This is a genomic window from Bradyrhizobium sp. HKCCYLRH3059, assembly GCF_051168035.1.
GTDB lineage: Bacteria > Pseudomonadota > Alphaproteobacteria > Rhizobiales > Xanthobacteraceae > Bradyrhizobium.
On sequence record NZ_JBNPUF010000001.1, the window covers coordinates 20,562 to 45,328 of the forward strand.

A 24,767-nucleotide genomic window follows, 5' to 3' on the forward strand; every position below is an offset into this window, starting at 1 on the left:
CGACCATGTCGCTCATCCACGAAACCGATTACGGCACACCGCTCTCCAAGTCCGAAAAGATGGTCACGCTCACCATCGACGGCCAGAGCATCACCGTTCCCGAGGGCACCTCGATCATGCGCGCGGCCATGGAGGCCGGAACGCAGATCCCGAAGCTGTGCGCGACCGACATGGTCGACGCGTTCGGCTCGTGTCGCCTCTGCCTCGTCGAGGTCGAAGGCCGCGCCGGCACCCCGGCCTCCTGCACCACGCCGGTGGCCGCGGGCCTCGTCGTCCACACCCAGACCGAGCGGCTGAAGAAGCTGCGCAAGGGCGTGATGGAGCTCTACATCTCCGACCATCCGCTCGACTGTCTGACCTGCGCTGCCAATGGCGATTGCGAGCTGCAGGACATGGCCGGCGCGGTTGGCCTGCGCGACGTGCGCTACGGCAACCAGGGTGAGAACCACGTGTTCGCCGACGCCTGCGGCGAGGCCAATCCGGCCTGGCTGCCGAAGGACGAGTCGAACCCCTATTTCACCTACGATCCCTCCAAGTGCATCGTCTGCTCGCGCTGCGTCCGCGCCTGCGAGGAAGTGCAAGGCACGTTCGCGCTGACCATCTCCGGCCGCGGCTTCGACAGCCGGGTGTCGCCGGGCATGAGCGAGAGCTTCCTCGGTTCGGAATGCGTGTCGTGCGGCGCTTGCGTGCAGGCCTGCCCGACTGCGACGCTTACCGAGAAGAGCGTGATCGAGATCGGCCAGCCGGAGCATTCGGCGGTCACCACCTGCGCCTATTGCGGCGTCGGCTGCGCCTTCAAGGCGGAGATGCGCGGCGAGGAAGTCGTGCGCATGGTGCCGTACAAGGATGGCAAGGCCAATCGCGGCCATTCCTGCGTCAAGGGCCGCTTCGCCTATGGCTATGCGACCCACAAGGAACGCATCCTCAAGCCGATGATCCGCGAGACCATCGACCAGCCCTGGCGCGAGGTCTCCTATGACGAGGCCTTCAAGTTCGCCGCCGACAAGCTGCGCGGCATCCAGGCCAAATACGGCCGCGACGCGATCGGCGGCATCACCTCGTCGCGCTGCACCAACGAAGAGACCTATCTGGTGCAGAAGCTGATCCGCGCCGGCTTCGGCAACAACAATGTCGACACCTGCGCCCGCGTCTGCCACTCGCCGACCGGCTACGGCCTTGCCACCACCTTCGGCACCTCCGCCGGTACGCAGGACTTCGACTCGGTCGAGGATTCCGACGTCATCATGGTGATCGGCGCCAACCCGACCGATGCGCATCCGGTGTTCGGCTCGCGCATGAAGAAGCGGCTGCGCCAGGGCGCCAAGCTGATCGTGGTCGATCCGCGCAAGATCGACCTGGTGAAGTCGGCGCATATCAAGGCCGACTATCACCTGCCGCTGCTGCCCGGCACCAACGTCGCGATCCTGACTGCGCTGGCCCATGTGATCGTCACCGAAGGCCTCGTCAACGAGACCTTCGTGCGCGAGCGCTGCGATTGGAGCGAGTTCCAGGACTGGGCCGAGTTCGTTTCGCTGGAGAAGAACAGCCCCGAAGCGATTGCCAAGATCTCCGGCGTCGATGCGGAAGCGATCCGCGGCGCCGCCCGGCTCTACGCCACCGGCGGCAACGGCGCGATCTACTACGGCCTCGGCGTGACCGAGCACAGCCAGGGCTCGACCACGGTGATCGCGATCGCCAACCTCGCGATGGCGACCGGCAATATCGGCCGCCGCGGCGTCGGCGTAAACCCGCTGCGCGGCCAGAACAACGTGCAGGGCTCGTGCGACATGGGCTCGTTCCCGCACGAACTGCCGGGCTACCGCCACATCTCGGGCGACGCGGTGCGCGACCAGTTCGAGGCGATGTGGAACGTCAAGCTCAACCCTGAGCCGGGCCTGCGCATCCCGAACATGTTCGACTCCGCGATCGAAGGCACCTTCATGGGCCTCTACGTGCAGGGCGAGGACATCCTGCAGTCGGATCCCAACACCACGCATGTGGTGCAGGCGCTGTCGTCGATGGAATGCGTCATCGTGCAGGACCTGTTCCTGAACGAGACCGCCAACTACGCCCACGTGTTCCTGCCGGGCTCGACCTTCCTCGAGAAGGACGGCACCTTCACCAACGCCGAGCGCCGCATCCAGCGGGTGCGCAAGGTGATGACCCCGCTCAACGGCATGGCCGACTGGGAGGTGACGATCGGTCTCGCCAAGGCGATGGGCTTCGAGATGAAGTACAACCACCCGTCCGAGATCATGGACGAGATCGCGGCGCTGACGCCGACCTTCGCCGGCGTCTCCTATCAGAAGCTCGAGGAGATGGGATCGGTGCAGTGGCCCTGCAACGAGAAGAATCCCGAGGGTTCGCCGATCATGCATGTCGACGGCTTCGTCCGCGGCAAGGGCAAGTTCGTGGTCACGGAGTATGTCGCGACCGACGAACGCACCGGCCCGCGCTTCCCGCTCCTGCTCACCACGGGGCGCATCCTGTCGCAGTACAATGTCGGCGCCCAGACGCGGCGCACCGAGAATGTGGTGTGGCATGGCGAGGACGTGTTGGAGATCCATCCGCACGATGCCGAGCAGCGCGGCATCCGCGACGGCGACTGGGTGCGGCTGACCAGCCGCGCCGGCGAGACCACGCTGCACGCGCGGATCTCCGAGCGCGTCGCCCCCGGCGTGGTCTACACCACCTTCCACCATCCGCTGACCCAGGCCAACGTCATCACCACGGACTATTCGGACTGGGCCACCAACTGTCCGGAGTACAAGGTCACGGCGGTGCAGGTGTCGCAGTCCAACGGACCGTCGGACTGGCAGAAAGCCTATGACGAGCAGGCCCGCAACTCGCGCCGCATCGCCCCGGTCGTGGAGGCGGCGGAGTAGCATGACCGATGCAGTGCGCATCGCGGATCGTCTGGTCTGGCGCGACGGAGCCCTCACCGAGGGCCACCGCCGCGTGCCGGAGGAGACCGCGGTCGCACTGACCTACAATGGCGGCACCCAGGCCGTCATGATGGCGACGCCGCAGGACCTCCGCGACTTCGCCATCGGCTTCAGCCTGAACGAAGGTCTCGTCACGAGCCGCGACGACATCATCTCGCTTGACGTCGTCGAGCTGGATGACGGCATCGAGCTCAGGATGTGGCTGCCCGACGCCCTCGCCGAGCGTCTCGCCGAGCGCCGCCGCAACATCGCCGGTCCCACCGGCTGCGGCCTGTGCGGCATCGATTCGATCAGCGAAGCGGTGCGGCCGGCGGCGCATGTCCCGGACGGCCGGCGTTTCGCTCCGCGCGACGTCATGGCGGCGCTTGAGGCCATCGAGCCGCTGCAGAAGCTCAATCACGAGACCCGCGCGGTGCATGCCGCGGCGTTCTGGACTCCCGCGCGCGGCATCGTCGGCTTGCGCGAGGATGTCGGCCGCCACAACGCGCTCGACAAGCTCGCTGGCCACCTCGCGCAAACGCGCTGTGCGGCGAGCGAGGGCATCGTGATCCTGACGAGCCGCGTCTCGGTCGAACTGGTGCAGAAGGCTGCTGCCATGGGCGCACCCATCATGGTCGCGGTCTCCGCCCCGACCGCGCTCGCCATTCGCATGGCCGAGGCCGCCGGCATCACGCTGATTGCGGTGGCCCGCAACGACGGCTTCGAAATCTTCACCCATCCCGAACGGATCGTCGCGAGCGCCGAGACCGGCGCGCGATCAACACAGACGGACAACACCCATGTCGCATAACCCCTCCGAGCGCCTCGTCTACATGGCCAACCAGATCGGCAAGTTCTTCCAGAGCCAGGGACAGGAGAAGGAGGTCGCCGGCGTCGCCGAGCACATCAAGAAGTTCTGGGATCCGCGCATGCTCAAGACGATCTATGCGCACCACGACGCCGGCGGCGCCGGCCTCGACCCGGCGGTGAAGGAAGCGATCGGCCGGCTGAAAGATGCCGCGGTCGCCAAGGAAAAGGCATAGGCGGCCGGCCGTCCTACCGCGCGGCTGGTCGGGTCATCCCTCCACGAGTGCGGTGAACACGCGCCGCACCTCGGTCTGCGTTTCGCGCAGCCGCGCCTCGAGCGCCGAGAAATCCGGCGCGTCGCCCGCCCGGGCCATCACCCGCAGCAGGTCCTCGCCGGCCTGATCCGGCTTGAACTTGTCGCTGACGCACAGCCGGACGATCTGCGTCAGATCGTGATACAGCCGCGCGGCCTGACGCAGGATCACGGCTTCAGCGCGCGGCAGCACGCCGAGCCGCTCGGCATTGTCGAGCACCGCAAGCGTGCTGACATCGAGAATCTCCGGCGTCGTCGCGGCATGGACGAGCTGCAGATATTGCGCGACGAAGTCGATGTCGACCATGCCGCCGGCGGCGTGCTTGAGGTCCCACAGATCGGCCTCGCCCTTCTCGGCCGCGATCGCGCGGCGCATGTCGGCGACGTCGCGCGCGATCGCGCTCCTGTCGCGCGGACGCTGCAGCGCGGCCTGGATGATCTCTTCGATCCGGGCCCGAAACGCCGGCGACGCCGAGATCACCCGCGCCCGCGTCAGCGCCATGTGCTCCCAGGTCCACGCCTCCTGCTCCTGGTAATGCGCAAAGGAGTCGATGTGCGAGGCCAGCGGGCCGGCGCGGCCCGACGGCCGCAGCCGCATGTCGATATCGTAGAGCACGCCGTAATTGGTGCGCGAGGTGAAGGCCGAGATCAGCCGCTGGGTGAAGCGCGCGAAGTAGTGCGCGCCCTGCAGCGAGCGCTCGCCGTCGGAATCCGGCGCATCGCCGTCGAAGTCGTAGAGCAGGATCAGGTCGAGATCGGACGAAGCCGTCATTTCGCGCGCGCCGAGCCGCCCCATCGCGACGATCGCGGTCTCCTGGCCCTTGATGCGGCCGTGCTGGGCGGCGAAGCGCTCCGTCACGAGATCATGCACGGTGTGCACGATGCCCTCGGCGACGTCGGCGAAGGCGGTGCCGGCCTGCTGCGCCGACACCGTGCCGGAGAGGATGCGCGTGCCGATCAGGAACAGGCTCTCCTGGCCGAACAGCCTGAGACGATCGAGAAACTCCTCATAGGTCCCGGCATCCTGCAGCGTCGATGCCAGCCGCTCTGACAATTCGCGTCGGTCGGGGATCGCGCCGAAGAAGCGCGGATCGATCAGGCCGTCCATCAGCCGCGGCTGCCGCGCCAGCATGTCGCCGAGCCGGGGCGCCGCCCCGAGCACGAGCGCGACGAGCGCCACGAGATCGCGGTTCTGCCCGAGCAGGGTGATCAGGCGGCCGCCGAGTTGCAGCGCCTGCAGGAAGCGGTCGAAGGCCACGACGGCGCGATCCGGCTCGTCGGCATGCGCGAGGCCATCGATCAGCGCGGGCAGGAAATCGGTGAACGCGGTGCGCGTCGCATCCGTGCGGAACACACGGTACTCGCCCGCCAGCCATTGCTGCAGGGTCTTGGCGACCATCACCGGATCGCGGAAGCCCAATCCGGCAAGATGCTCCATCAGGCGCGGCTCGTCGGGACCGGCGCCGTAGTTCACCGCCGGCAGGCTGACGGTGCCGGTGGGATCGCCCTCGAACAGCCTGGCGTAATGTCCCTGCACGACGTCCAGATGGAACAGCAGATCGGTCGCGAACCGCTCGCGGCTGTCGTAGCCGAAGAAGCTTGCGAAGCGGCTCACGCCCTCGACATCGTCGGGCAGGCTGTGGATCTGCTCGTCCGCCATCATCTGCAGCCGGTGCTCGACCCGGCGCAGGAACTCATAGGCCGTGGTGAGCTCGTCGCGCGCCTGCTCCGTGATCCACTTGCTGGCGGTGAGCACGTCGAGCGCCTGCAACGTCGGACGGACGCGCAGCTCGGGATGACGGCCGCCGGCGATCAACTGCTGAGTCTGGGCAAAGAACTCGATCTCGCGGATGCCGCCGCGCCCGACCTTGACGTTGTGGCCTTCGACCGCGATCTCGCTGTGGCCGCGATAGACCTGCATCTGCCGCTTCATGTCGTGGACGTCGGTCAGCGCCTGGAAGTCGAGATGCTTGCGCCATACGAACGGCGACAGCTCCGCCAGCATCGCCTCGCCCGCGACGACGTCGCCGGCACAGACCCGCGCCTTGATCATCGCGGCGCGTTCCCAGGTGCGGCCCTCGCGCTCGTAGTAATGCAGCGCCGCCTCGGTCGACATCGCCACCTGCGTCGAGGCCGGATCCGGCCGCAGCCGGAGATCGACGCGGAACACATAGCCGTCCGCGGTGCGGCTCTGCAGCAGCCGCGCCATCGCTTGCGTCACGCGGACGAAGAACGGCTGCGGCTCGATGTCGCGCGCCAGCGAGTTGATCTCGGGATCGAAAAACACGATCAGGTCGATGTCGCTCGAATAGTTGAGCTCGCCCGCCCCCATCTTGCCCATCGCGAGCACGAACAGGCCGCTGCCCTGCTCCGGATCGTCGGCATCGACGGGCGCGAGCCGGCCGCGCACCGTCTCCAGGCGCAGCAGATACCGCAGCGCCATCTGCACCGAGGACACCGCGACGTCGGTCAGCCCCGCCGTCACCTGCATCACCGGCCACACGCCGCCGATGTCGCACAGCGCGATCAAGAGCGCCGCCTCGGATTTCAGCCGCCGCAGCAGGCTCATCACCTCGGCTTCGCTGGAAGCAGCAAACACCTCGCGGCCGGTGCGGGCGATCAACTCGGAAAGGTGCGCCTGCGGCTCGCAGCGCAAGAGACGGTCCAGGCGATGGCCGTCGGCGCGGACGAGATCGAACAGATAGGGCGAGCACTCGGCAATCCCGAGCAGGATGGTTCGCGGCCAGCCGCCGGCGAGCAGCTGGTGGAGCGAGGCGGCCAAGGACGGCTCGAGCTCGGCGAGCCATTCGTTGAGGCGCTGTTCGGCTTTGTCGGGCGCACGGACATGTGGGCCGGCAACGAAACGTTCGGCCAGCATCTGCCCGTCCGCGTTTCCCGGCGCGGATGAGGTCATGCGGCCTTCTGTGGCACATCCTGCGCCGGCGCCGCAAGCTTCGCGGGCACGCCGGCACCAGCCGGCAGCACCAGCGTCGCGACCAGCCCCGGCCTGGCATCGCCGAGCCGGAGCTCGCCGCCATGCAGGGTCGCGACGGCGGACGCCAAGCTGAGACCGAGGCCGGAACCCGGCAAGGTGCGGCTCGCCTCCAGCCGCACGAAACGCTCGACGGCGCGCTTGCGCTCGGCCTCGGGAATGCCCTCGCCATGATCGGTCACGCTGAGCAGCACCTGTCCGCCCTCGCGCCGCGCCTCGATCAGGATCTCGCGGCTATCAGCGGCGGCGGCGGCATCGAGCGGCAGCGCCGCCGGCTTGCCGTATTTGATCGCGTTCTCGACGAGATTGGCGAGCGCCTGGCTGATCAGCTCGCGATTGCCATGCACCGGCGCCGCCGCGGCCTTGACCCGCAAGGTCATCTCATTGTCCTCGGCCAGCGGCTCGTACAATTCGTGGATGCCGCCGGCGACCTCGGCCGCATCGAACTCGACCATGTCGCCGCGCGCCTGCCCGGACTCCGCCCGCGCGATCATCAAGAGCGCGTTGAAGGTGCGGATCAGGCCGTCGGATTCCTCGATCGTGCGCTCCAGCGCGGCGCGATATTCGTCCTCGGAGCGCGACTTCGCCAGCGCCTCCTCGGCGCGGTTGCGCAACCGCGTCAGCGGCGTCTTGAGATCGTGCGCGATGTTGTCGGAGACCTCCTTGAGGCCGGTCATCAGCGCCTCGATGCGCTCCAGCATCGCGTTGAGATTTTCCGCCAGGCGATCGAGCTCGTCGCCGCTGCGCCCGACCGGCAGACGGCCGGAGAGATCGCCATCCATGATCCGCCGCGTGGTGCCGGTCATGGCATCGATCCGGTGCAGCACGCGCCGCGCGACAAAGATGCCGCCGCCGATGCCGAGCACCACCACCACCAGCACCGACCACTGCGCCGCCTTGGCGACGATGCCGAACAGGCGGCGGCGCTCCTCGAGATCGCGGCCGATCAAAAGCCGAAAACCGCTGGAGAGCTGCGTGACATAGACCAGCGCGCGATGGCTGTGCTCGGTGCTGTCGTCGAGCCGCCGGTAGAACGTCTCCGACCAGCCGGACGAGCCCATCACGCCCGGCGCCAGCGAGCCGACATTGCCGGCGATCGCCTGCCCAGTCGGCGTGGTGATGAGATAGAGATTGGCGCCCGGCCGCAGCGCGCGGCTCTCGATCGCGCCGACGATTCCGCGCAGGCCCCAGCGGGCGAAGATGTCGGTCATCTCGCTGATCTCGGAGGTGACCGTGGTCGAGATCTGCTCGGTGATGAGCCGGCGGGTGTTCCAGGCGAAATAGCCGAGCAGCGAGGCCGCGAACAGCGCAAACAACAGCAGATAGACCAGCGTCAGCCGGAACGCCGTGGTGCGGATCAGCTTACCGAAGGCCGTCACGGATCATGTACCCCGCGCCGCGGATGGTGTGGAGCAGCGGGCGGTCGAACCCCTTGTCGATCTTGGAGCGCAGCCGCGAGATGTGGACGTCGATCACGTTGGTCTGCGGATCGAAATGATAATCCCAGACGTTCTCCAGCAGCATCGTGCGCGTCACCACCTGGCCGGCATGCTTCATGAGATATTCGAGCAGGCGGAACTCGCGCGGCTGCAGGGTCAGCTCATCCTTGCCACGCGCGACCCGGTGCGACAGGCGATCGAGCTCGAGATCGCCGACCTTGTAGGTGGTCTCCTCGGCCGGGCCGCCGTGGCGGCGCGACAGCACCTCGACGCGGGCGAGCAGCTCGGCGAAGGCATAGGGCTTCGGCAGATAATCGTCGCCGCCGGCGCGCAGGCCCTTGATGCGGTCATCGACCTGGCCGAGCGCCGACAGAATGAGCACCGGCGTCCGGTTGCCCTTGTCGCGCAGCGCGCCGATCAGCGACAGGCCGTCGCGCTTGGGCAGCATGCGGTCGACCACCAGCACGTCGTAATCCCCGCTGTCGGCCATGGCGAGCCCCTCCTCGCCGTCGCTGGCGAGGTCTGCGACATGTCCGACCTCGCGGAACGCCTTGACCAGATAGTCGGCGGACTCGCGGTCGTCTTCGATGATCAGGAGGCGCATTGCGGAAACGGGGGCGGCGATCACGGTTCGATGTCCATCTACATGGACCGGCCGCCGTTTCCGTGCAAGGCGGCATGGGCCCGAGGTTGATCGGCAGCAAAGTGGGCGGTGAGGCTGGGGGACCTCACCGCCCGAGTTCCTTCCGACGGAGGGGGGCGTTGTCCAACGGAAGGTTTGCGGGAGCGGAACTTTAAGCCCGCCCCCAGGAAGAGCCACCGGCGCGGGGGCACATGCCGGCGGTCTCCCATCTCGTAAGGGCCTTCTCGTGAGGGCCTTGGCCCTCGCTCAGCCCTTGGCCAGCGGCACCGCGACGAAGCGCGACTGCCCGCCGCTCTTCACACGCATCAGCACGCTGTTCTTGTTGTCGGCCTTGGCGGCGTTGATCGCTTCGCGCACGTCACCGGCCGAGGTCACCGACTTGCCCGCGACCTCCAGGATGACGTCGCCTTCCTTGAAGCCGCGATCGGCGGCCGCGCTCTTCGGATCGACCTCGGTGACGACGACGCCGTCCTTGCCGGCGCCGGCGACGCTCGACGCGGGCGCCACGGTCATGCCGAGCTTCGGCACGTCGGCGCCGCGGGTCGGGCTCGAATTGTCGCCGCCGGTGTCGGCCTTGGCCTCGATCGTGTTCGGCAGCTTGCCGAGCGTCAGGTTGATGGTCTTGTCCTCGCCCTTGTGCAGGACGTTGAGCTTGACCGAGGCGCCCGGCGCGATGCCGCCGATGGTGCGGGCGAGCTCACGCGCGTCCTTCACCGGCTCGCCGTTGACCGCGGTGATGACGTCGCCGGACTGGATGCCCGCCTTCGCCGCCGGACCGTTGGCCTGGGGCTCGGCGACCAGCGCGCCCTCGGCCTTCTTCATGCCGAGGCTGTCGGCGATGTCCTGCGTCACCGGCTGGATCTGCACGCCGATCCAGCCGCGGCTGACCGAGCCGTTGTCCTTGAGCTGCGCCACCACGCTCTTCACCGTCGAGGCGGGGATCGAGAACGCGATGCCGACGCTGCCGCCGGAGGGCGAGTAGATCGCGGTGTTGACGCCGACGACATTGCCGTCGACATCGAACGCCGGACCGCCGGAGTTGCCCTTGTTCACGGGCGCGTCGATCTGGATGAAATCGTCATACGGGCCGTTGCCGATGTCGCGGCCGACCGCCGAGACGATGCCGGCCGTCACCGTGCCGCCGAGGCCGAACGGGTTGCCGACCGCCAGCACCCAGTCGCCGATGCGCGGCTTGCCGTCGGCGAGCTTGGCGAACGGGAAGTTCGTGCTGCCCTCGACCTTGATCAGCGCCAGATCCGTGCGCGGGTCGGTGCCGATCACCTTGGCGCTGTAGGTCTTGCCGTCGTCGGTCGTCACCTCGACCTTGTTGGCGCCGTCGACCACGTGGTTGTTCGTCACGGCATAGCCGTCGGCGGAGATGAAGAAGCCGGAGCCCTGCCCGGTCACGGCGCGACCGCCACCGCGGCCGCCGCGGCCCGGCATGCCGGGAATGCCGTTCTCACCACCGAAGCGGCGGAAGAAGCGCTCCATCGGCGAGCCCGGCTGGAACGGCGTATCGTCGTCGCTGTCGTCCTTGGCGACCTTCTCGGCGATGTTGACCTTGACCGAAATCACCGACGGCTTCACCCGCTCCACGATGTCGGCGAAGCCGACCGGGCGCGCGACCTTGCTGACCTCGTTGGCGACCTGCGCGTGCGCCGAGGTCGAGAACAGATCGACCGGCGCCCCCTGCGGCGACAGGCCATAGGCGGCGACGCCGAGGCCCGCGACCACGGAGGCCATCAGCGCGAACTTGCGCGCCGAGAACAGCCCGCGCCGGGGTTGGCGATAGGACGGAAGGGAGGACAGGTCGGTCGGACGGTCAGTCATACGGTTTTCTCCGCAAGCGATTTTGGTCAAGGTCTAAAACTTGGGTCCCGGGCTGTGCGCCCCGTTCGCCAGTGAAGATGGGGGCTGCCGCCTTACGGCGTGCTGGCTGCGGCGTTAAACTTCTGTAATGGATGGACACGAACACTGCGGCGGAATGGCGCAGATGGTGGAGCGAGGCGGAAAAGCCTTGCGAGACCAGGGGCTTGCCCACGTCCCGGCCGCCCCGTAGCGGCCATCATTTTGGCAGGCCCGACCAAAGTCGTAACCCCCGTAGGGCGGGTTGGCCGCAGGCGTAACCCGCCGCCTTTCCAACAGCCCCCGATCCAGCCGCCGCACATCCGCCCGCACCGGAGCCAGCCCCCGGCGGATGACGCTTTCGCTCATCCGCCCTACCCGTCCGGTGCGCTCGCAATGACGCCCGGAGCAACTATCATGATCCCCACTATCAAACAGCATGTGGAGAAAACTAACCGCGAGTCGAGCCTCCACATCCTCGCGACGCATCCCGCGCCCGAGTCATGCCCTTCAAACTCGCACCCTCGCATCGAGGGCACAGGGAAGGCCGGGCGCTGGCCGCGCCCGTGGCCCGCCTGCGTAAAAAAATGCAGGCGGCAGGTACCACAGGTCTGGCCGAACACGCCCGGCCCTCCCTGTGCGATGGTTTTAACATTTATACGTGCTCTCCCCGGGGACCGGCTCATTGACCCCGTCGCCGGCGGATCATCACCACCGGCTTGGCCTCGGCACCGGGAGGCCAGGACGACACGATTTCCTGTCCGCAGTCCGCCGTTCGTCGGCGAGGCCAATGCCCCGCTGCGGCCGACCGCATCCATCGCATTCCATCCCGACGTCCGTGACGATCGCGATACGCCCCCTCGGCGGAACGGAACGGGCGGAGGATAAGGGTGATTTGGGGCGAGAGGCAAACTATTTATGTTTTTCGGAATTACTTGACGAATTTCCAGAAGTCGCGGGTGATTTGGGCGACGGGCAGCGGTTAGGCTCGTCCTGCCCGGTCGGGTACGCATACGACCGGTCCTCGTCCTTTATCGCGCTACTTTTGGTCTGGAGCGATCCCCTACTACACCGCTCTGCACCAGCGGCAGAAAATCGGGTATCAAGCACGCGAAAGCTGTTCCTAGGACGCCAAGCTACCCGAAATAGGTATATAACATTTTCAAAAATCTACTTTGCCCGCAACCAGACACATTTCGCTAGCAGGTCCGATATGAGAGAAATTAAAGCGTTCGTCGGTCATAGCTTCACCGAAGGTGACGCAGACGTCATCCGAAAATTCACCGATTACTTCGATTCTGTGGCTCGCTCACACCCGCAATTCAGCTGGGAGAGTGCTGAGAATGCTGAACCACGAATACTCACTGACAAGGTACTGAGGCTCATCCAGGACAAGAACACGTTCATCGGAATTTGTACACGCAAAGAGCAGATTGCACCGGCGAATCAGCTGCGCCCACTAATCGGCCAACGGGCCTCGTGGAAAATCAATAAGACAGATTTGATCTGGAAGACGTCAGATTGGATCATCCAGGAGATTGGGCTGGCAATTGGGAGGCGCTTGAACGTGATCCTCCTTATCGAAGAGGGCGTTCGCGACCCAGGAGGATTGCAAGGCGATATCGAGTACATTCCCTTTAATCGGACTGCACCCGAAAGGTCGTACGGCAAGATACTGGAAATGCTAAGCGCAATCTCGCCCCCAATCGCGAGCAACCTGCCTGCTACAATGGCTGACACGAAGTCTGTGGAGCCAGCACCACCCGATGCCGTGCCCGTCGAGCGCAGCGGTATGGTTCCCGCGAAGCCCGATGCCAGCTGGACAAAGGAGACATACGAGAGAGCTGCTTTCAAAGCAATTTTGAATGGAAATGACGCCTACCTATCTGACCTGACAGGTTCGTATAAGGGTACAGCGGACGGAAGCCTTCGCGAAAAGGCGTCCGCTTGGGATGCATTTGTCGAATATGTTCGATTCAGCACAGGAAAGGGAGGCAAACTTCAGCGCCTCAAAGAGATTGCAGAAGGGTGCCCAACTAGCGCTACGCTAGGCTATTTGGCACAAGCGTACGCCGTCTACGACCAACACAATCTGAGCGCCGAAACCCTAGTCCGCGCACATGCCCTTGCGAAGGATGTAAAGCACAAAGCTAGGAGCTTGCGTCTTGCGATCGAGCAATTCGCGTTAGGTGGACAACCAAAAAAATCGTACGAAATGTTGAACGCCCTTCGTTCACTAGCGGCCGAAAACCCTGAGATTGAGGTTCAAGTGCTGCAGGCTCTGGCAAACCTTGCCAAACGTGAGGAAGATAAAGCTACGGAACTTGTAGTTCTTGAGCGCCTACTCGAACTTGACCCGGACAATAGTAAATTGAGGTTTGACATAGCCTATAAGTATGGGGAGCAGGAAAAAAATGACTTATCAATCTATCACTACGAGATGATACCTGCTGACGAAAGGACGCCCGGAGCATGGAACAATATAGGCGCCACTCTCGATCAACTCGGATTGCCCGCAAAGTCTGTTGAAGCGTACAAATTAGCGGCGGATCGCGGAGAAACTCTCGCAATGAGCAATCTTGGTTACAAGCTCATGCGAGCCGGCTTCATTGACCTGGCACTTTTGGAACACAAGCGCGCCATAGCCCTCGAAAATCCACACAAAAACGTAGGTCAGATGTTCAGCGCTTTGCAGTCCGTACCCGAGCAGGAAGAAAAAAGACAAACTCACCTGATTGAAGGAGCGAAAAAGCGAGTAGTCTTCCTACAGAAATTGGGCGCCGCGACGGTGCTCACTGAGATGGCATCAGTGGGCGGAAGCTGGCAGGGACCTGAATGTGTGCTTACAGGCTCACTTACCGACGGCACCATCAACTTTGAAGGCTTTTTCGAGCGAGCGAACCCCTTTGGGATGGGTATTTTTGGTGCAATCGGCGGACCATCCAAAACTGAAACCAACGTAAGACACAAGATCGTCTATTCCGGGAAAGCGCGGGGGCGAGCGGTTTTCGGAGAAATCACGTCAGGACGCGATGGCGCAGCCTCGGATTTGGGACTCAATACGTCCGCTGCATATATGTTCTTCGGCGACGATGGGACCGAGGTTTTCATCATGATTGATCCCGATTCAGACAAGCCGAGCTATCAACGATTGAAGAAGATCAAACCGGCTAAAAGTTTCGGCAAAGACCCTTCTGAGCAGGCCTAGTTACCTGCTCACATCGTTCTCGCAAGCCAACTTGCCTCAGTGACCGCGGTATACGGGGCTGATAGGCGGAATTCGTATACCGCGTCGTGCGGTGGTTTCGGTGGACGATGGCGGATTGTGCTACGCTAATTTGCCCTATGCATCGCTGATTGGGCAACCCCTCGCCCCATCACGCCGCCTGCAACGACCCCAGGAACCTACTCACCTCGCGCTTCAACCGTCCGCTCTCCGCCGACAGCGACCTCGCCGCGGTCAGCACCTGGGCCGACGCGGAGCCCGTCTCCGAGGCCCCCCGCTGCACGTCGTCGATGTTCCGCGACACGCGCTGGGTGCCGTTGGCGGCGTGCTGGACGTTGCGGGAGATTTCTTGCGTCGCGGCGCCCTGCTCTTCGACGGCGGCGGAGACGGCCGCTGCGATCTCCGACAGGCGGCCGATGGTGCTGCCGATCTCCTTGATCGAGCCGACCGACTCCGCGGTGGCGGCCTGGATGCCGGAGACCTGCTGGGCGATTTCGCCGGTGGCTTTCGCAGTCTGCTCGGCCAGCGCCTTGACCTCGGCGGCGACGACCGCGAAGCCGCGGCCGGCTTCGCCCGCGCGCGCCGCCTCGATGGTGGCGTTGAGCGCCAGCAGATTGGTCTGGCCGGCGATGCTACTGATCAGCTCGAGCACGTCGCCGATGCGGGTGGCGGCCTTCGACAGGGTGCCGACGCGCTCATTGGTGCGGTTGGCCTGCGCCACCGCTTCGCTCGCGATGCGCGCGGATTCCTGCACCTGGCGGGAGATCTCGCTGACCGAGGACGACAGCTCCTCGGCGGCGGAGGCCACCGTCTGCACGTTGGATGAGGCCTCCTGTGAGGCAGCCGCGACCTCCGTCGACAGGTCCTGGGCGCGCGAGGCCGTGCTGGTCAAGGTGCCGGCGGAGGCCTCGAGCTCGCTGGAGGCATGCGACACCGCATCGACGATCTCGCCGACCGCCTGCTCGAACTGGCGCGCGAGCTTCGCCATGTCGTCCCGGCGCTGCTGCTCCTGCCGCGCTTCGGCGTCCGCATGCTCGGCGCGCAGACGCTCGGTCTCGGCCATGCTGTCCTTGAACACCTGGATCGCCGTCGCCATGGCGCCGATCTCGTCGCTGGCGCCGCGGCCGGGAATTTCGACGGCGACGTCGCCGCTCGCGAGCCGTCCCATCGCCCGCGTCATCGACGCCAGCGGGCCGACGATGCTGCGCGCGATCAGGACAGCGACGAGGCAGCCGAACAGGATGGCGGCGGCGCCGACCAGCATCTGCAGCGAGATGGTGCTGTCGATGGCGCCCTCGGCGCGCGCGCGAGAAGCGTGATAGTCGGCATTCACGCCCGTTTCGGCGGCCTTGAGCGTGTCGATGCTCCGGGCGATCAGCGGCTCGATCGCGGTGGCGTAGATGTCCTCGGACTTCAGTGCGGCGGCGGCGGTGGCCTCGAACGCGGTCTTGTTCAGCTCCAGCGAGGCCTTCACCGGCGCGATCGCGGCCAGCACGCCCGCCGGCGGCGACGCGCCCTCCAGCGTGGCGAGCCGCTGCTCGACATTGTCGACGCCGGCGCGGAAGGCGGAGGCGGACTTGGTGTCGCGCAGCGCCAGGAAGCGCCAGGTCGCGATACGGACGAGCTGCAGGCGGGCGTCGATGTCCGCGACCGCGGTCATGACCTCCGGCTCTTTCGAGATGCGCGCCGCGATCGACAGCTTGGCGGCCTTGGCGGCGAGGTCCTCGCCGCCCGGCAGCAGCGCGGCGCGGCCGGTCTTCATCTGCTTGACGGCGTCGCTAAGCGCATCGCGCTGGGTCTGCATCTGCGCGATCTCGCTCGTGAGATCGCCATAGAGCCTGCTCCGCTCCGCGGACAGCGGGCCGGTGGTGGCCGCCTGCAGCAGCGCGGTCGCCGCCGCCTCGCGCTCGGCCGCCTCCTTGAGCGCCGGCTCGTTGGCGTCGTGGATGTAGCGCAGGTTGGCGCGCTGGATCGCCTGCAAATGGTCGGAGATCTGCAGGATGCGCGCGGTCGCGTCCGACAGCGCCGACATGCTTGCGACCTGGTCGCGCACCGCCCACAGATTCCACACCGCCACAGCCGCCATCACAGCACCGGCGACGATGAGCGCCGCAAAGCCGGCGTAGAGACGCCCCCTGATCTTCAAGCTCATCATGTCCTCGTCCGCTCCCCCAAGAGCGGCAGGCGGGCGAACTGACGTCGCCACGCGCCTGCCGCGCAGCATCGGCCGCCTGTCCGGCGACTCAGAGCTATGCATGTGCACGATGGGGGATATTTACTAATAGCGGGTTAGACGGCCGCGGCTCGCAGCTGCCGGTGTGACGCGAGCGGCCTCCACCAACTCCGATGTCGTCCCTGCGAACGCAGGGACCCATACTCCGCGGCGGTTGTCGTGAAACAAGACTGGTCCGACATCCCGCACAACAGCATCTCCCTGTGGCTATGGGTCCCTGCGTTCGCAGGGACGACAGCGGAGGGCTGGGCGACGGCTTCGCGTCATGGCGGGGACGACGCTCTCGCCGCCGTCATTCCGGGGCGCGCGTGAGCGCGAGCCCGGAATCCATAGCCACGACTCGCAGTTGGTGGAGCAATACGCCGAAACGGCCCGTCGCCACCACAACCGCTCGTGGTTATGGATTCCGGGCTCATTCGCGTGCCGCGAATGCCCCGGAATGACGGCGGAGATGATGGCTGGCTGTTGTCGTGCGGCGCTAGCCGCCCGATCAGCTCGCCTTCACGCTCACGATGAACGCATCCACCTCGCGCTTCAGCGTCTCGGCCTGTTGCGACAGCTCGCCGGCGGCGTCGCGGGCCTCAGAGGCGAGGCGACCGGTTTCGGCTGACGTGGAGCTGATCTGGGCGATGTGGTTGGAGACGTCGAGGGTGCCGCGGGCGGCTTCCTGGACGCTCCGGGAGATGTCCTGGGTGGCGTTGCGCTGCTGCGAGGTGTCGACCTCGATGCCGGACATGATGGCGCTGATCTCGCTGAGCGTGGTCGAGATGCCGTCGATGGCGCCGCGGGTCTCGGCGGTGATGCCCTGGATGCTGGCGACGTGGGCCGAGATCTCGTCGGTCGCCTTGCTGGTCTGGTTGGCGAGGTTCTTCACCTCCGAGGCGACGACCGAAAAGCCCCGGCCGGCCTCGCCGGCGCGGGCGGCCTCGATGGTGGCGTTCAGCGCCAGCAAATTGGTCTGCGAGGCGATCGCCTGCACGAGCTGGACCACGGCCCCGATCTTCTCGGCGGCGTCCGACAGCGCGTGGATGGTGTTCTTGCTCTTCTCGGCCTGCGAGGCCGCGCCCTCGGCGCGCTGGGTGGCGTCGGAGACGCGGCGGCTGATGGTGCCGATCGAGCTCGTCATCTCCTCGGTCGAGCCGGCCACGGTCTGGACGCTGCGATTGGCGTGGTTGGCGGCGGCCTCGACCGCATTGGCCTTGGCCGAGGTATCGTTGGCGGCGCGCGACAGGGTCTCGGCATTGCTCTTCAGCCGGATGGCCGAGGACGCCACGCTGCTGACGACGCTGGCGACGAGGTCGTTGAAGGAATGGATGCGGCCGTCGAGAAAGCGCGAGCGCTCGCCCTGGCGCTGCGCCTCCTGCAATTCGCGCGCGGTGAGGCGCTGGCGCTCGATGCCGTTGGTCTTGAACACCTCGAGCGCGCCGGCGAGCTGGCCGATCTCGTTGCTGAGGCCGAGGCCGGGAATCGACGTGCCGTATTTCTGGTCGGCGACGTCGCGCATGGCCGAGACCATCGCGGCGAGCGGGCGCAGGATGCCGTTCTGCACGGCGGCATAGGTCATCAGGCAGACGGCGCTGGCGAACACCGCGATGGCCGCGCAGGCCATCAGGAAGTAGGAGAACGCCGACTGCGCCTGCTGGTAGATCAGCATCGCATGATCACGGGCGGGACCGCTGAGATTGGCGAAGTCCGACGACAGGCCGGTGATCTGGTTGTTGAGATAGAGCACCGCGATGAAGCCGGTGCCGCCGCCGATCGCCAACAGCATGAGGAGAGAGGCGACGACGCCTCCCACGAGGAAGCGGATCGTCAGATTACTGTTGGAGAACATCGGCTTTGCCCGGGTACGTCAGACGGAATGTCAACGCACACTTCCAGACAAAGGTAAAATAAGCTGAAAGCGCGGGTAGGTGCGGAGCACGGGAAAGCACGGGGGTTTTGCGGATCGACGGCGCGTTCTCATTTGCTGCGCACGCTTCTTACTCGCGACAGCCGGCCTTCGCACCACGCGCGCTTTCAGCCCGCCTCTCTCCGTCGTCATGGCCGGGCTTGACCCGGCCATCCACGTCGTCCGGCACTCTGGGATCCACGTGGATGCCCGGGTCAAGCCCGGGCATGACGGAGTAACTAACTGGCAGGGGATCGTGGCGTTAGCGGATCATCACGTCGCCGGCGGCTTCTCGGCGGCCATCAGCGCGGCGAGGCGCGCCTCCTCCTCGGCCGTCAGCTTCGGCGTGGCCTCCGGGCCGCGCTGGCCGCGGCGGCGGACCTGCCACCACAGCGCCAAGCCGCCGCCGAGCAGCAGCACCGGCGGCAGCAGCCACAGCAGGAGGGTCTGGCGCTCGAAGCGCGGCTTCAGCAGCACGAACTGGCCGTAGCGCGCGACCAGGAAATCCAGCACTTGATTGTCACTGTCACCGGCGGCGAGGCGCTCGCGCACCAGCAGGCGCAGGTCGCGCGCCAGCGGCGCATCGGAATCGTCGATCGACTGGTTCTGGCAGACCATGCAGCGCAGCTCGCGCGACAGCGCGCGGGCGCGCTGCTCCTTGGCGGTGTCCGACATGACCTCGTCGGGCTGCACGGCATGCGCGACCGGTGCGGCAAGCAGCAGCAGCGCGAGCGCGAGGAAGCCGAGACTGCGTCGCATCCGCCCTACTCCGCCGGCTGCAGCGCGCGCGCGGCGCGCGCCGGCCGCGGGGCGCCGACGCGCAGGCGCCGGTCGGACAGCGACAGCAGGCCGCCGAACGCCATCAGCACCGGACCGAACCAGATCAAGAGCACCAGCGGCTTGTGATAGATGCGCACGGCGAGGCCGCCGTCGGCGGTGGCATCGCCGAGCGAGACGTAGAGCTGGCTGACGCCGCGGGTCATCAGCGCGGCTTCCGTCGTCGACATGCCGCGGGTGGCGAAGCTGCGCTTGCTCGGCGTCAGGACGCTGAGCTGCCTGCCGTCCTCGCTGATGACGAAGGTGCTGACGACCTCGCTGAAATTCGGGCCCTGGCGCTGGCTCATGCCGTCGAACTTGATCTGGTAGCCGGCGAGATTGCGGACGTCGCCCGGACGCAGCGTACTGATCAGCTCGCTGTTCCAGGTGGTCTCGCAGACGATGCCGAGCAGCGCTATGCCGAGGCCGGCATGCGCGAACGCCGTGCCCCACACCGAGCGCGGCAGGCCGGCCGTCCGGTGCAGCGCGGTCCTGAACGGCACGCGGGCCACGCCGCTGCGCTCGACCAGATCGACGACCGAGCCGGTGATGACGAACACGCCGAGACCGATGCCGAGCGGCGCCAGCGCGCTGCCGCCGCGCGCCCAGGCCCAGACGATCGCGATCGCCACCAGCGCCGTGACGCCGGCCGCGAGCAGCCGTTGGGTCGCCGCGACGAGGTCGCCGCGCTTCCACGCCAGCATCGGACCGAACGGCACCATCAGCAGCAACAGCGCGAACAAGGGGCCGAAGGTGATGTTGTAGAACGGCGCGCCGACCGAGAGCTTGAAGTCGAGCGCCTCCATGATCACCGGATAGAGCGTGCCGAACAGCACGGTGGCGCAGGACACGGTGAGCAGCAGATTGTTCAAGACCAGCGCGCCTTCGCGCGAGATCGGCGCGAACAGGCCGCCCTGCTTCAGCGCGGTGGCGCGGCCGGCGAACAGCGTGAGGCTGCCGCCGATGAACAGCACGAGGATGCCGAGGATGAACACGCCGCGCGTCGGATCGCTGGCGAAGGCGTGCACCGAGGTGATGACGCCGGAGCGCACCAGGAAGGTGCCGAGCAGGGACAGCGAGAAGGTCAGGATCGACAGCAGGATGGTCCAGACCTTGAGCGCGTTGCGCTTCTCCATGACGACAGCGGAGTGCAACAGCGCGGTGCCGGCGAGCCAGGGCATCAGCGAGGCGTTCTCGACCGGGTCCCAGAACCACCAGCCGCCCCAGCCGAGCTCGTAATAGGCCCAGTACGAGCCCATGGCGATGCCGAGCGTCAGGAAGATCCAGGCCATCAGGGTCCACGGCCGCACCCAGCGCGCCCAGGCGGCATCGATGCGGCCTTCGAGCAGGGCTGCGATTGCGAACGAGAACGAGATCGAGAAGCCGACATAGCCGAGATAGAGCATCGGCGGATGCACGGCGAGGCCGATGTCCTGCAGCACCGGATTGAGATCGCGGCCCTCGATCGGCGGGTTGGCGAGGCGCGCGAACGGATTCGATGTGGTCAGGATGAACAGATAGAACGCGGTCGCCACCCAGGCCTGCACCGCGAGCACGCGGGCGCGCAAGGACAGCGGCAGATTGTTGCCGAAGGCTGCGACCATCGCCCCGAACAGCGCCAGGATCGACACCCACAAGAGCATCGAGCCTTCGTGGTTGCCCCACACGCCGGTGATCTTGTAGAGTAGCGGCTTCATCGAATGCGAGTTCTCGAACACGTTGGCGACGGAGAAATCCGAGGTCACGTGCAACGTGATCAGCGCGATGAAGGAGAGACCGGCGAACAGCAATTGCGCCAGCGCGGCCGAGCGGCCGACATTCATCAGGGCGACGTCACGTTGATGCGCGCCGAGCATCGGCACGGTGGACTGAATCAGCGCCAGCGCAAGCGCCAGCACCAGGGCGTAGTGTCCGCTCTCTGCAATCACTGCGTCGCTCCCGCCGCGGTCTTGTCAGTGCCCTCACGCATCGACACCGGGCCCGGTTTGGCGCCGCCTTTCGGCTTGCCGTAATCGTCCTTCCAATGACCCTGCTTCTTCAGGGCATCGGCGACTTCCTTCGGCATGTAGGTCTCGTCGTGCTTGGCGAGCACGGTGTCGGCCTTGAACACGCCGTCGGCATCGAGCGCGCCCTCGGCGACGACGCCCTGCCCTTCGCGGAACAGATCCGGCAGGATGCCCTTGTAGGCGACCGGCAGCTTGGCGCCGCCATCGGCGACCTCGAAGCTGACGGCGAGATCGTCGCCGCGCTTCAGCGAGCCCGGCTGCACCAGGCCGCCGAGCCGGAAGCGCTTGCCCGGGCCGATATGCTTCTCTGCGACCATGGTCGGGGTCGAGAAGAACACGATGGAGTCGCGCAGCGCGTTGAGCACCAGCCCTGCGGCGACCGCGAGCACGAACAGCGCCCCGCCGATGATCGTCAAACGCCTCTGCTTGCGTGTCATCCCTTGATCCCGTTGGCGGCGGAAGCGCCGCTCATCCATCCAAGCCGAAAGTCTTCACGCCCTCGTTGAGCTGCCGCAACCGCTCGGCATCGCCGGACACCGCCTGCCGCGCATCCGACAACGCCCCCTTGGCCTTGTCGAGATCGCCCATCACGACATAGGCGCGCACCAGGCGCAGCCAGCCCTCGACGTCGTCGCCATTCTGCTTCAGCCGCGCCGCCAGCCGGTCGACCATGCCGCGGATCATCGTCTCGCGGTCACCGTCGCTCATGCTCTTGGCCGCGGCCATCGCCTCGCTCGGCAGCGCCGGCACCTCGCCGCCGCCGACCCGGCCGAGCGCCGCCGTCACCAGCGGCCGCCACGGCGCATCCGCCGGCGCCTTGCCCAGCATCGCCCGCCAGATGTTGGCCGCATCGTCCTTGCGGCCGTCCTGCTCGGCGGCGAGACCGAGATAGTAGTTCGACTTCGGCTCGTCGGCCTCGAGCGCATGGGCGCGCTCGAACTCCGCCTTGGCCTCGGCGGTGACGACGCCGCCAGCGGCGGCCGTGATCATCTCGCCGAGATCGGCGCGCTTGGCCGCGCCGTCGCCGGCATAGGTGATCATATTGCGATAGGCCCGAATCGCGTCATCGGTGCGGCCGAGCCGCGCCAGCACCGGGGCGAGCACGGTCCAGCCGCGGCCGTCGGTCGGGTTCTTCTGCAGGTGCTGCTCGACCTGCGCCACCAGCGTTTCCAGCGGCTGCGTCCCGTTGGGCGGCGCCGCGCGTGCGGTGAGCGGGAAATCCGGCAGTTGCGGCGAGCCGAGCGGCAGGTAGACCGCGAGCGCCACGATCGGCACGCCGATCAGCGCCAGCACGGCCGACGCGCGGCGCAGGCCGAGGCTCGGCTTCCCCGCGGCCTCGCCCTCCTGGTCCGCGGCGGCCAGCAGGCGGCGGCCGATCTCGACCCGCGCGGCTTCCGCCTCGACCTTGCCGATAAGCCCGGTTTCGACGTCGCGCTCGATCTCGGCCAGCTGGTCCTTGTAGACGACGACCTCGCGACCACCAGACGCGGCCCGCGCGCCCAGGCCGAGCGGCAGCAGGACGGCGAAGATCGCCGCGGCCGTCATCACGGCGAACACGAACCAGAGAGTCATCGGACAGAGTTCCAGTCAGCGCCCACCGGCAGGCGCGCCTCGCGCCGCTTTTAACCAGCACCGTTCCCGGCGGCAATTCACATTTGCCGCCGTGGTAGCGCAGCCGTCCGCGCCAAAAAACTCAGGAGGATTACGTAATTAGGGGACCTCGAACTCGGCGCTCTTGGCGAGATAGCTGCCGTGCCCGTTCAGGGCCATAAGGAAATAGGTCCCCGGCCGGACATGGTCGGTGAGCCTGATCCGCAGCGACCCGACCGGGACCGGCGAGGCGATGGTGGTGACGGGATCGGGAAGTGGCGCCCCGCTCGTCTTGTCGACGAGCACGACCTTGGCCTTGATCATGAGGTTGCGATAGGTCGCGCGGACGACGCGGTTCTCGACCTCGACGAAGTTGATGACGGAAATCATGGTCTTGATGAAAATGGATGGAACTTGGCGGAACCTATGCGTGGCCCCGGGGCGAGGTCAACCTGAAATTGCAAAATCAGAAACGTGGACAGACTAGCAGAAAATCTCAACCGGCGCGCGAGGATTTTCGCTCGCCGTTTATCGCGTTCTCGGCCGACCTGCTCATCAATTGGGCGTAGTCGTTGCCGAACAGGACGTGACAGAAGCGGATCGCCGCCGACACCTGCGACTGCCGATAGGCGCGCGCCCGCGCGTCGCCCGAGCGCAGCGACTGCACCAGCGCTTCGGTGGCCTTCTCGACATATTGCTGCAGATCGGAATAGGTCCGCAGCGTCACCTCGTTGATCGCGAGCTCGCTGGCATAGTTGCGGCAGACGGCGACGAACTCGATCAGTGCAGCCACCTCCTCGACCTCGCTGCCATCGACGCCGGCGCCGGCCGGAATGTCCTTGTCGGCGCGCTGGCGCAGGATGCGGCGGACGCGGCCAGGCACGCTGTCGATCTCCGATTGCAGGGCATTGGAGATGTCGGCGCGGATCGCGGTGAGCTGCTTGCCCCAGTTCGATTCCGAGCGCAGGTCGAGCTCGGTGCGCAGGCCGCGAACGCCGTCATGCAGCGTCTTCAGCGTATCGCCGAGATCGGAGAAATGACCGCGCCGGATGTCGGCGCGCAGCACCGAGGCGAGACCGGCGAGATCGTTGAGCGCGATGGTGACGGCGACGCCGAACGGGGTCGCCGCGACCCTGATCTCGTCGTCGGAGGCGGCGATCTTGGTGGCGAGCCGGATGATCTGCCAGGGCGCGGCGAGCCGCTGCATCACCAGCGACAGTGCGAACGGCAGCATCGAGGGCGTCTGCAGCGACGGCACGTTGATGGCTTCGGTGACGGAGGCGATCTGCGAATCGCCGAGCACGCGGATGATGCCGGGCAACCGGCCATTGAGGCCGTCGAGCGCCTCGCGGTTCTGCAGCACCAGCGCGATCGGCAGCAGATCCTCGATCACGCTGGGGGCGCCGATGCGGGCCAGCGCGCGCTGCCGGTCGCCGGTCGCGTTGGGGCCGACGAGGTTCATCAGCGCCTCGGCGGCGGCGCGCTGCAGCTTGCGTGCGGCCATCTCGACCTCGCGCGAACTGTCGCCGGAGACCGACATCGCGGCCTCGAATTCGGCGTAGCGCTCCGGCGCGCCTTCGCGACCGAGCCACTGCCAGACCGGCAGCAGCGAGGCACGGCGGATCTGGCCGGGACGGAGAGGACCGGTGGAATCGGTGAGGAACGGGTCGAGCGGCCGGAACAGCCGACGCGGGCCATCGCCGCTCTGGCGGCGCTCGTCGCGGCCTTGCGGACGGGCGACCTCGATGGCGGGTTGGGGCCGCGCCGGGTCGGCTGCTGGAGCGGGAGCCGGCGGCGCGACGGGCCGCACCACCTTGCGCAGCTGCTCGAGCACCAGGGTCGCCACGGCGACGTCCTGGCCGCGCTCGATGGCGCGCTCGAATTCGCGCATCAGGAGCGACTGCGCGTTCGGCGGCAGCTGCCCGAGATATTCCCTTAACCGCTCGTGAGCTGTCTGACCCATGCGCCGGCGTGCAAATTTCCACGGCGAGAGCGCACATCGCGCACCCCTGCCCGAACCATAGCGTCCGCGGTATTAAGAA

General features: G+C 66.6%; 16 protein-coding genes. 4 read left to right on the forward strand and 12 right to left on the reverse strand.

Annotated features, from left to right (window positions below; translation table 11 throughout):
* Positions 1-5: 5 nt before the first annotated feature.
* From fdhF to ACQR13_RS00100, 3 genes are read left to right on the forward strand one after another with little or no spacing between them, the layout of a single operon-like run.
* The gene (fdhF, locus tag ACQR13_RS00090) at positions 6-2,885 is read left to right on the forward strand and encodes a formate dehydrogenase subunit alpha (protein ID WP_434862481.1); all 2,880 of its coding nucleotides are present in this window, start codon (positions 6-8) and stop codon (positions 2,883-2,885) included.
* A gap of 13 nt (positions 2,886-2,898) precedes the next feature.
* The gene (gene fdhD / locus ACQR13_RS00095) at positions 2,899-3,735 is read left to right on the forward strand and encodes a formate dehydrogenase accessory sulfurtransferase FdhD (protein WP_316175941.1); all 837 of its coding nucleotides are present in this window, start codon (positions 2,899-2,901) and stop codon (positions 3,733-3,735) included.
* A complete protein-coding gene (locus ACQR13_RS00100; RefSeq protein ID WP_315716156.1) occupies positions 3,725-3,967 on the forward strand; it encodes a formate dehydrogenase subunit delta in 243 nt (80 codons plus the stop codon). Before fdhD ends, ACQR13_RS00100 begins: the two co-directional genes overlap by 11 nt.
* 33 nt (positions 3,968-4,000) lie before the next feature.
* Here ACQR13_RS00100 and ACQR13_RS00105 read toward each other — a convergent pair whose 3' ends face one another.
* The 4 genes from ACQR13_RS00105 to ACQR13_RS00120 all read right to left on the reverse strand — a co-directional run bounded on the left by ACQR13_RS00105 (position 4,001) and on the right by ACQR13_RS00120 (position 10,948).
* Positions 4,001-6,958, reverse strand: a complete 2,958-nt coding sequence (locus ACQR13_RS00105) for a bifunctional [glutamine synthetase] adenylyltransferase/[glutamine synthetase]-adenylyl-L-tyrosine phosphorylase (RefSeq protein ID WP_434862482.1) — start codon at positions 6,956-6,958, stop codon at positions 4,001-4,003.
* A complete protein-coding gene (locus ACQR13_RS00110) occupies positions 6,955-8,415 on the reverse strand; it encodes a sensor histidine kinase (RefSeq protein ID WP_315753043.1) in 1,461 nt (486 codons plus the stop codon). Before ACQR13_RS00110 ends, ACQR13_RS00105 begins: the two co-directional genes overlap by 4 nt.
* The gene (locus ACQR13_RS00115) at positions 8,399-9,079 is read right to left on the reverse strand and encodes a response regulator transcription factor (RefSeq protein ID WP_315716199.1); all 681 of its coding nucleotides are present in this window, start codon (positions 9,077-9,079) and stop codon (positions 8,399-8,401) included. Before ACQR13_RS00115 ends, ACQR13_RS00110 begins: the two co-directional genes overlap by 17 nt.
* A 285-nt stretch (positions 9,080-9,364) precedes the next feature.
* The gene (locus ACQR13_RS00120; RefSeq protein WP_434862483.1) at positions 9,365-10,948 is read right to left on the reverse strand and encodes a Do family serine endopeptidase; all 1,584 of its coding nucleotides are present in this window, start codon (positions 10,946-10,948) and stop codon (positions 9,365-9,367) included.
* A gap of 1,228 nt (positions 10,949-12,176) precedes the next feature.
* Between ACQR13_RS00120 and ACQR13_RS00125 the strand changes: the two genes are divergently transcribed.
* Positions 12,177-14,171: a hypothetical protein gene (locus tag ACQR13_RS00125; RefSeq protein ID WP_316225749.1), complete on the forward strand. Its 1,995-nt coding sequence runs from the start codon at positions 12,177-12,179 to the stop codon at positions 14,169-14,171.
* Positions 14,172-14,340: 169 nt separating this feature from the next.
* On the opposite strand, the gene ACQR13_RS00130 is transcribed toward ACQR13_RS00125, so the two are convergent.
* The 8 genes from ACQR13_RS00130 to ACQR13_RS00165 form a co-directional block, all read right to left on the reverse strand.
* Entirely contained in the window at positions 14,341-16,344 is a 2,004-nt protein-coding gene (locus ACQR13_RS00130; RefSeq protein ID WP_316225748.1) for a methyl-accepting chemotaxis protein, read from the reverse strand.
* A gap of 568 nt (positions 16,345-16,912) precedes the next feature.
* Positions 16,913-18,256 (reverse strand): methyl-accepting chemotaxis protein, encoded by a 1,344-nt coding sequence (locus ACQR13_RS00135; RefSeq protein ID WP_434862484.1) that lies wholly within the window; start codon positions 18,254-18,256, stop codon positions 16,913-16,915.
* 330 nt (positions 18,257-18,586) lie between these two features.
* A complete protein-coding gene (locus ACQR13_RS00140; RefSeq protein WP_316175912.1) occupies positions 18,587-19,072 on the reverse strand; it encodes a cytochrome c-type biogenesis protein in 486 nt (161 codons plus the stop codon).
* 5 nt (positions 19,073-19,077) lie between these two features.
* On the reverse strand, positions 19,078-21,057 hold the full coding sequence (locus ACQR13_RS00145; RefSeq protein ID WP_315716148.1) for a heme lyase CcmF/NrfE family subunit: 1,980 nt from the start codon (positions 21,055-21,057) through the stop codon (positions 19,078-19,080).
* Entirely contained in the window at positions 21,054-21,572 is a 519-nt protein-coding gene (gene ccmE, locus ACQR13_RS00150) for a cytochrome c maturation protein CcmE (RefSeq protein WP_315716147.1), read from the reverse strand. The genes ACQR13_RS00145 and ccmE overlap by 4 nt, the downstream gene beginning before the upstream one ends.
* Positions 21,573-21,603: 31 nt before the next feature.
* Positions 21,604-22,707: a c-type cytochrome biogenesis protein CcmI gene (gene ccmI / locus ACQR13_RS00155; RefSeq protein ID WP_315716146.1), complete on the reverse strand. Its 1,104-nt coding sequence runs from the start codon at positions 22,705-22,707 to the stop codon at positions 21,604-21,606.
* 138 nt (positions 22,708-22,845) lie between these two features.
* Complete coding sequence (locus tag ACQR13_RS00160; protein WP_315716145.1) at positions 22,846-23,115, reverse strand: hypothetical protein; 270 nt, start codon at positions 23,113-23,115, stop codon at positions 22,846-22,848.
* 106 nt (positions 23,116-23,221) lie between these two features.
* On the reverse strand, positions 23,222-24,688 hold the full coding sequence (locus tag ACQR13_RS00165; protein WP_434862485.1) for a hypothetical protein: 1,467 nt from the start codon (positions 24,686-24,688) through the stop codon (positions 23,222-23,224).
* Positions 24,689-24,767 lie beyond the last annotated feature (79 nt).